Annotated in this window: 5 protein-coding genes and 4 pseudogenes; 5 read left to right on the forward strand and 4 right to left on the reverse strand. The window is 47.0% G+C overall.

What is annotated here, in order from left to right; all coding sequences use genetic code 11:
• Both Q0236_RS02085 and Q0236_RS02090 read left to right on the forward strand, forming a co-directional pair.
• Positions 1-394: pseudogene (locus tag Q0236_RS02085) on the forward strand (hypothetical protein); the annotation flags it as partial.
• Between the two features lie 8 nt (positions 395-402).
• Positions 403-1,209, forward strand: coding sequence for a hypothetical protein (locus tag Q0236_RS02090; RefSeq protein WP_297914486.1), 807 nt, complete (start codon positions 403-405; stop codon positions 1,207-1,209).
• Between the two features lie 213 nt (positions 1,210-1,422).
• On the opposite strand, the gene ybeY is transcribed toward Q0236_RS02090, so the two are convergent.
• A complete protein-coding gene (gene ybeY / locus Q0236_RS02095; RefSeq protein WP_297914489.1) occupies positions 1,423-2,052 on the reverse strand; it encodes an rRNA maturation RNase YbeY in 630 nt (209 codons plus the stop codon).
• A gap of 54 nt (positions 2,053-2,106) precedes the next feature.
• Between ybeY and Q0236_RS02100 the strand changes: the two are divergent.
• The 3 genes and pseudogenes from Q0236_RS02100 to Q0236_RS02110 all read left to right on the forward strand — a co-directional run.
• Positions 2,107-2,373: pseudogene (locus Q0236_RS02100) on the forward strand (7-cyano-7-deazaguanine synthase); the annotation flags it as partial.
• A gap of 405 nt (positions 2,374-2,778) precedes the next feature.
• Positions 2,779-3,198, forward strand: a pseudogene (locus tag Q0236_RS02105) (7-cyano-7-deazaguanine synthase); the annotation flags it as partial.
• Between the two features lie 325 nt (positions 3,199-3,523).
• On the forward strand, positions 3,524-4,006 hold the full coding sequence (locus Q0236_RS02110) for a hypothetical protein (protein WP_297914492.1): 483 nt from the start codon (positions 3,524-3,526) through the stop codon (positions 4,004-4,006).
• A 271-nt stretch (positions 4,007-4,277) separates the two neighbouring features.
• Here the strand turns inward: Q0236_RS02110 and tsaD are convergent, their stop codons facing one another.
• The 3 genes and pseudogenes from tsaD to Q0236_RS02125 form a co-directional block, all read right to left on the reverse strand.
• Complete coding sequence (gene tsaD, locus Q0236_RS02115) at positions 4,278-5,285, reverse strand: tRNA (adenosine(37)-N6)-threonylcarbamoyltransferase complex transferase subunit TsaD (protein WP_297914495.1); 1,008 nt, start codon at positions 5,283-5,285, stop codon at positions 4,278-4,280.
• Between the two features lie 290 nt (positions 5,286-5,575).
• The gene (gene creD, locus Q0236_RS02120) at positions 5,576-6,970 is read right to left on the reverse strand and encodes a cell envelope integrity protein CreD (protein ID WP_297914498.1); all 1,395 of its coding nucleotides are present in this window, start codon (positions 6,968-6,970) and stop codon (positions 5,576-5,578) included.
• A 278-nt stretch (positions 6,971-7,248) separates the two neighbouring features.
• Positions 7,249-7,396: pseudogene (locus Q0236_RS02125) on the reverse strand (peroxiredoxin); the annotation flags it as partial.

Consider the following 7,396-nt stretch of genomic DNA (forward strand, 5'->3'; position numbering starts at 1 on the left):
GATTAAAGACGGCTTTAGCGGGCGCGGATTTACGTTATATAAATTTGATAATAAGCTTTTGTATATTATGATTTATAAAACCACTCCTTATATATATCAGACGGATGATTTCGCAAATCTTGCTTACATTTTAGATCCCAAAGAGTGTAGTAAAATCACAAAAGATCCTCGTAGCAGGGTAAATTTGGAGATTCCAGGCAATATCATATATAAACCGCGTCTGTTTTATGCCGAACCGATACGTTATAAAGATATAGACTATCTACTTTTCATAGATTTTGACAATACGGATAGCGGACAACTATTCAACGTCACAATCAGGAAATTTAAAGACGGTATTTTACAAATGCCTGTTTGTAGCAATTCATACGTAAATACGAAGCTTTATCGATAGGGGCGGTTATGTGGGTTCATATTTTCATCTTAATGATCGCATTCGTACTATTTGCGAATGCAAACGATGTAAGCGATACGGAAATTCCTTTTGATTTAAAAATAGCTTTATGGAAAGCTAATGATAGGAAAGTAGTAAGAAACAATCCTTCCGGTATGGTAGAAGGAGAAACCACTTTCAACGGAAAAACCGTTAGCTTTTGGCAAATAGATAGAAATGCAACGCTCAAAAAAGAATATGAAGAGCATTTATCAAAAGAAAGAGACTTCTGCAACGACTTTTACGATGATCTATTCGAATGGAAAAATATAAGCGTAATCAAGCCTCTGGTTTTTGATACGACGGATTACAATAACCCCGTTTTAAAGAAAAATATGGGCGATTGCTGGTATATGGATATGAATAAAACGATTAAAGACGGCTTTACGGGGAGAGGATTTACGTTATATAAATTTGATAATAAGCTTTTGTATATTATGACGTATAGAGATTTTCGGCAATACGAGATGTCTTTTGCAAATTTTATGTATATTCTAGATCCGCAAGAGTGCAGTAAAATTATAAAAGACCCCTCATACGATTCATATTATAGCAGGGCAGATTTTGAGGATTATCGAAACAAGATCGCAGGAGATACCCTGATTTATTTCGGACCGATAAAATATAAGAGCGAAGATTATCTACTTTTTATCGATTCCGTAAATTTAATAAACGGTCTTAAAGCGGTTTCTATTCAAATTAGTAAATTTAAAGACAAAGTTTCGCAAACATCCGTTTGTAGAAATTTATATTTAAATACAAAAATTTATCGTTAAGGAGTAAAACATGCAACGCATTCAGTTGCCGTTGATAACTTTAAGTATGCAAAATTTTGGTTGGGAAATTACGGCGAATTTACCTTAAAAGATCCTTTTATCGCTGCGGTTTTGGGCTTGCAGTTTTTGCTCCTCAATCTGCGTTTTTAAAATTTTGTTCGGATTTTACGCCGCCGCACATGCTTTCGTCCGTCGCTTTTCGCTCCGCAGCGCCTACTCCTCGCTTTCATCCGTTCGCACGATCAGGCTTTTTGGAAGGCGAAATTTCTCGATTATCTCGCACTCCTTGGCGCGCATCTGCCCGCTGTCGCTTTCGTGATCGTAACCCAGCACGTGCAGCAAGCCATGCGTAAAAAGCAGCGCCGTCTCGTCATCCCTGCCGTGCCCCAGCTGCGCGGCTTTCAGCTCTACGAGGTCTAAATTTATCACGACCGAGCCGAGCAGCGCGGGGGCGAAATTCCCGACGCCAAAATTCTCATTCTTTAAATTTTCATCGTCAGAACTTTCGCTCTCGGAATTTTCGGAATTTATAGTATTAGAATTTTCGCTCGCAGAATTCGCGACGCCTGTATTTTTACTAGCAGAATTTACGGCGTTTTGATTTTTATCGTCGCTGTTTTCATGCGCGGAATTTTCCTCGCTCAAATCCCCGCCAAAGCCCGCAAACGCCGCAGGATCGAGCGGGAAGCTCAACACGTCGGTCGTCTTATCGATGCCGCGCGTTTGCGCATTTAGCCGCCGCATCTCCTCGCCGCGCACGAAAATTAGCTCGACGCTCCCGCCGCCCAGCTCCGCCGCGATAGCGTCCAAAATTTCGGGATAGGGCTGCTCGCAAAGTATCATTTTTACCCCTCTTTTATAAAATTTTCGTATAATTTTAGCAAAAAAAGGACGAAAATGAGAGCTTTATGCGTGATCAGCGGCGGCATGGACAGCGCGACCTGCGCCTATATCGCGAGGCGCGAAGGTTACGAGATCGTGGCGCTGCACTTTGACTACGATCAGCGCACGATGGGCAAGGAGCGCGAGTGCTTCGGTAAAATTTGCGACGATTTGGGGGTCGCAAAGAGGCTAATTTTAGACGCTCGCTTTATCGCACAAATCGGCGGCAGCGCCCTTACGGACGGTGCTTTGCCGATCAGAAAGGGCGCGGCGGAGCTTTGCGGTGCGGTAAATTCTATTGGCGCCAAGATTGACAGCGCGGCAAATTCCAAGAGCGCTCGCCTAGACGGGCAAAATTCTATTGCGGCAAATTCTATTGATGCCGAGATTGGTGGGCAAAATTTTACTGCGTCAGATTTCTCGGCGGGCTCAGCGGACGCTCCGCTTGATGCAGATTCGGCGCGGAGCAGCCGTACACAGAGCGGTGAAATTTTAACGCAAGAGAGTGAAATTTCACTAGGGGACGATGAGCCTTCGCCGCAAGGCAGTAAAATTCTGGTTCAAGAAGGTGAAATTTCACTTCAAAGCGGAGCCGGGCCGCAACAGGGCGATAAAATTTCATCGAAGCGCGCAGAGGGTGAAATTTCATCGCAAAGCCAAAGCGATAAAATTTCACCGCCAAGCGGCGAGAGCGTGTTTTCGGATCTGCCGAGCACCTACGTGCCGTTTCGCAACGGCGTGTTTTTGAGCATCGCCGCCGCGCTTGCCGAGAAGGAGCGCTGCGACGCGATTTTCATCGGCGTGGTGCAGGAGGACAGCAGCGGCTACCCCGACTGCAGCGCGGAGTTCATCGGCGCGTTTGAGCGAGCGCTCGATCTGGGCACGAGCCGCGACTTTCATCCGCGCATCAAAACCCCGCTCGTGCACCTTAGCAAGGCGCAGATCGTTTCGCTGGCGCTTGAAATCGGCGTGCCGTTAGAGCTTACGTGGAGCTGCTACGAGCGCGAGGACGCTGCGTGCGGGCTTTGCGACAGCTGCCTACTGCGACTTAAGGGCTTTGCTGGCGCCGGCGCAAAAGATAAAATCCCCTACGCGATAGAAGCTTAGGCGCGACGCGACGAAATTTAATCGCGCCGCGACGAAATTTACCGAGCCCGCGTATCGTGTAATCCGCGCAGTGTTTAAATTTGAAACGCCGCATAGTTTGCGGCTAGATTTAAATGCGCTGCGGCTTGCACTTTGGCGCGCGCCGAGCTGCGGCTGTAAATTTAAACTGCGCTTCGGAATTTGAAAAATTTTAATGTGAGCGTTGCATGCGGTTTGAGGCGAAAATCAATTATAAATCCTACTTCCTACGATATATTTATTAGCGTATAGGCGGATATAAACATATCGTAGTATAATCCGAGAATTAAATTTTAAGGAGTGGAGAATGGCGTTTGTTGCGGAATATATTTCGAAAGAGGACTTGAAGAAATATAATGTTATAGACACTGTTAATAAAATTAGGACAAAATTTAGAAAACCTTTATTGAGCGATCAAGATATTAGATGGTTAAATTGGGTAGTAGATAAACAAAAACAGACCTATCTTATCTTTATCGGTAGCCCTCAACTGCCGGATCCACGGGATGGCTATACGGGCGAGGATATTTGGTTGCTTCATTATAAAGGTAAAAATATCGAGCTTGATATAAGGCGAATTTATGATAAGACTACAAGTAAAATGCTAGTCGATAATCCGTTTTTTATCAAATATAAGTTAGAAAGTATAAATTCCAGCACTTACGGAATTTCTTTAGATGAGCTCTATAAGGTGCTTGGTGAAGCTTTAATAGAATATGGCGAAAGCGGTATACACGGTAGAAAGTTCTTGCCAAAAGAACACGAAGTCGTAACTTTCCTGCACGATTAAGAAAGTGCAAAAAATGACAAGCTAACAAAACTGATCAAAATTTAGCAGACATTGCAAGCAGCGAGGATGTGCAACGGTAGCGGCACCGATGACGGTGCGAGCATGAAAGAGATTTAACAAAACGTGGCGCTAGCCTTAAACGCGATATGTAAATTCAAAGCGAAATTTATCCAAAACCTAACCGTGAGCGAGCGCGAGATAAAATTTTACTCAAACGTCCAGCATGTGAGAATCCGCTAGCGGACGCAGATTATTTGTAAATTTTAAAATTTCACTCAAACGCCGAGCGTAGATTTAGATGCGGAACGATTTGCAGTTCTGCGGGTGCCGTGAACTCTTTTTTACGCAGCTTTTCTATCGCTGCGCGCGCGATCATGGCGGCATTGTCGGAGCAAAATTTCATCGGCGCGAAAAGTATCTCGCAGCCCGCCCGCTCGCACAAATCCGTCAAAAGTCCGCGCAGATGCAGGTTCGCGCTCGCTCCGCCCACGACGCCGAAGCGCGTAAAGCGGCGCAGCTCAAAGATCCGCTGCAATTTATCCAGTATGTGCGCGCACGCCGCGTCCTCAAAGCAGCGCGCCAGATCGCGCATCGCCCGCTCATCTAGCTCGCCCGCCTCTTTTAGCTTTTCGATCTGCACGCGCACGGCGTTTTTAAGCCCCGAAAAGCTATACTCCAGCCGCCTATCGCCCTTCAGCGGCACGGGCAGCTCAAACCTCGGCTCGCCGCCTTTTGCAAGCTCCTCGATGAGTGCGCCGCCCGGGTAGCCGAGGCCTAGCATTTTGGCGATCTTATCGAAGCTCTCGCCGAAGCTGTCGTCGCCGGTGGTCGCTAAAATTTCGATACCCCCCGCCGCGTCGATATCCAAAACCATCGTATGCCCGCCGCTAACGAGCAAAACGCCCATCGGAAATCGCGCCTCGCCGCCTAAAAACAGCGAGTAGACATGGCCTATGAGATGATTTACGCCGATGAGCGGCAGATTTAGCGCGAGCGCGAGCGCTTTTGCCATATTTACGCCGCCGATCAGGCTCACGCTAAGCCCCGGGGTATTGGTCGCTGCGACGGCGCTAAGCTCGCTAAAATAGGGCTTTGCGCGCTGCAAAATCCGCGGCAGCGCCTCCGTATGCAGCCTCGCGGCAAGCTCGGGTACGACGCCGCCGTATTTGGCATGATCGGCCTCCTGGCTTATTTTTTCGTAAAATTTCAGCTCGAAACTGCGCTCATCCATCACCGCGACCGAGCTGTCGTCGCAGCTGCTCTCAATAGCAAGTATCACACAAAATCCTTAAAATTTTTCGCTCATTATACTCAAAAATCGGCGCAGATGAAATTTTAAAATTTAAAGCGGCGCGATCTAAATTTTGTCTTTGTCGCGATGTGCTCACGCTCGCGGGGCTAAATTTTAAAATGTGCCGTTCGGCTCGGTCGCAGTTTGCATACCGCGGCGGCTAAATTTTAAATAGATGAAATTTTGGCAGTTGAAATTTAGCGAGCAAATTTAAAATGGCCTTTGGATTTTAAAGCTCCAAAGGCCTTTGCGATTAAATTTAGCGGCAAATTTAAAGGCTAAATTTCGGGCTCTTGCTCCTGCTTTTTCTCTCCACTTGGGATCGCAGTGTCGTACCAGTCGAGCTTGCGCGTAAAATACATCACCAAAGAGATCACCGCGAATATCATCAAGCTTCCCATTAATAGGGCGTAGTCTTCGGAATTTAAGATGACGTAGAGGATCAGATATGAGACGAGCTGAACGCAGGTGATAAAAACGCCCCAGCGCACGCCTTTAAATATCGCGCTTGCGTAGAAAAACACTATCGCGCTGACCGCGATCGCCGAGATGGCGTAGCTGATTGCAAAGCCTATATGCTCGGAAAGCGAGAGCACCAGTAGGTAGAAAACGACATCTTCAAGACCGATGAGAAGGTACTGTATCGGATGGATGCGCTCGTGAGTATATACTTCGCAAAGAAAGATCGCTAAAAACGGCACCGCCAAGAACAGCAGCGCGTAATCCGTGCAGCGCTTAATCAGCGAGTAGTTGTTCACGGGCTCGATGAAGCCGATGCTTACGGCGTCATTTCTATCGTCGTTGCTGCGCCAGTTCGTCATAGCGACGCGGTCATCTTGATCTGCAAGCCACGCAGGAGCAATGCCTGCGGCTAAGCCTGTAACTTCCCACGAAGCTTTAAAACCGCTAGCGCTTACCTCGCGCGATTTGGCGATAAAGCCGCCGCCAAAGCTAGGCGATGCCCAAGTAGAGCTAATTTCAAAACGGCTATTTTGCGCGATCGGAGCTAGATGAAGTGCCTCGCCGCCTTGGATTTTAAGCGTACCGCTGATGCTAAAATCAGACGACAGCGCTGAAGCGGGGAGCTTGTAGATTAGGCTTCGATCGAAAATTTTAGCTTCGGTGTTGCCGTGATATTGCTTAAGCTCCTTGCCGTTTAAGCTTAAAGCGGGGGAGGCGGTGAAGGATTTTTGATTGCCTACGCCGAGCACTAGCACGGCTTCGTCGAAATTTAGCCGCGCAGGATCGACGCCGAGCTCGGTATAGTTTATCGCCTCAAAGTCCGCTTTTAGCGTAAAGTCGCCGTTATATATCGGAACGCGAAAAATTCCGCGCTTTAGATAGGTGGGGTCGATCTGCGCTACGAGGGAGTAGTTTTTAGGTACGATGATGAAATTTTTCTCTACGCGCCTTTTTACGAGCTCGTTGTTGCTTTTGTCTATCGCTTCGATTATCTCTGCGTAGGGCACGACGATCGCAAGGCCTTGGATTTGCAGCTCACCACCCACCGGCGTGAGGATCGAATCCTGCGCGAGCTGCTTGGTTTCGGAGCGCGAGTAGGTAAGATTATCGATAAAGCTTAGTGGGATTAGCAGCAGCAAAAGCAGCACTAAAACTATGAATGGTTTCGTCCAAAATGCCCCGCGAATGGCGTTTTTAGTATAATTTAACAAAGGCTCTCCTTTTAAGTAGAATTTAAAGCAGAATTTTAACGATGAAGAGTAAACGGACGGCGCTTGAAGCGGGAGGAATTTTATAAATTCTAAAGGAACTTTGGATGTGAAGCGTTGCGGATATCGCTTTGAATTTTTGGAATTCCGCTGCCGAGACTTAAAATTTTGGCAGCGGAATTTAGAAAGCTTTGCTAGCTTTAACAGCCCATGCAAGGCTAAATTTAAACCTTACGCAGTTAGAATTAGAATTCGTACGCCCGCGCGAAGAATTTTACAACTTATAGTTTGCTCGCATTTTTGTCTAGATACTCTGCGACGCCCTTAGGATCTGCTTTCATTCCTACGTCGCCTTTGTGCCAGCCTGCCGGGCAAACCTCGCCGTGCTCGTTTGTAAATAGCATCGTATCGACCATTCGAAGCATCTCG

Origin of the sequence: uncultured Campylobacter sp., assembly GCF_938031315.1 — a bacterium.
Classification (GTDB): Bacteria; Campylobacterota; Campylobacteria; order Campylobacterales; family Campylobacteraceae; genus Campylobacter_B.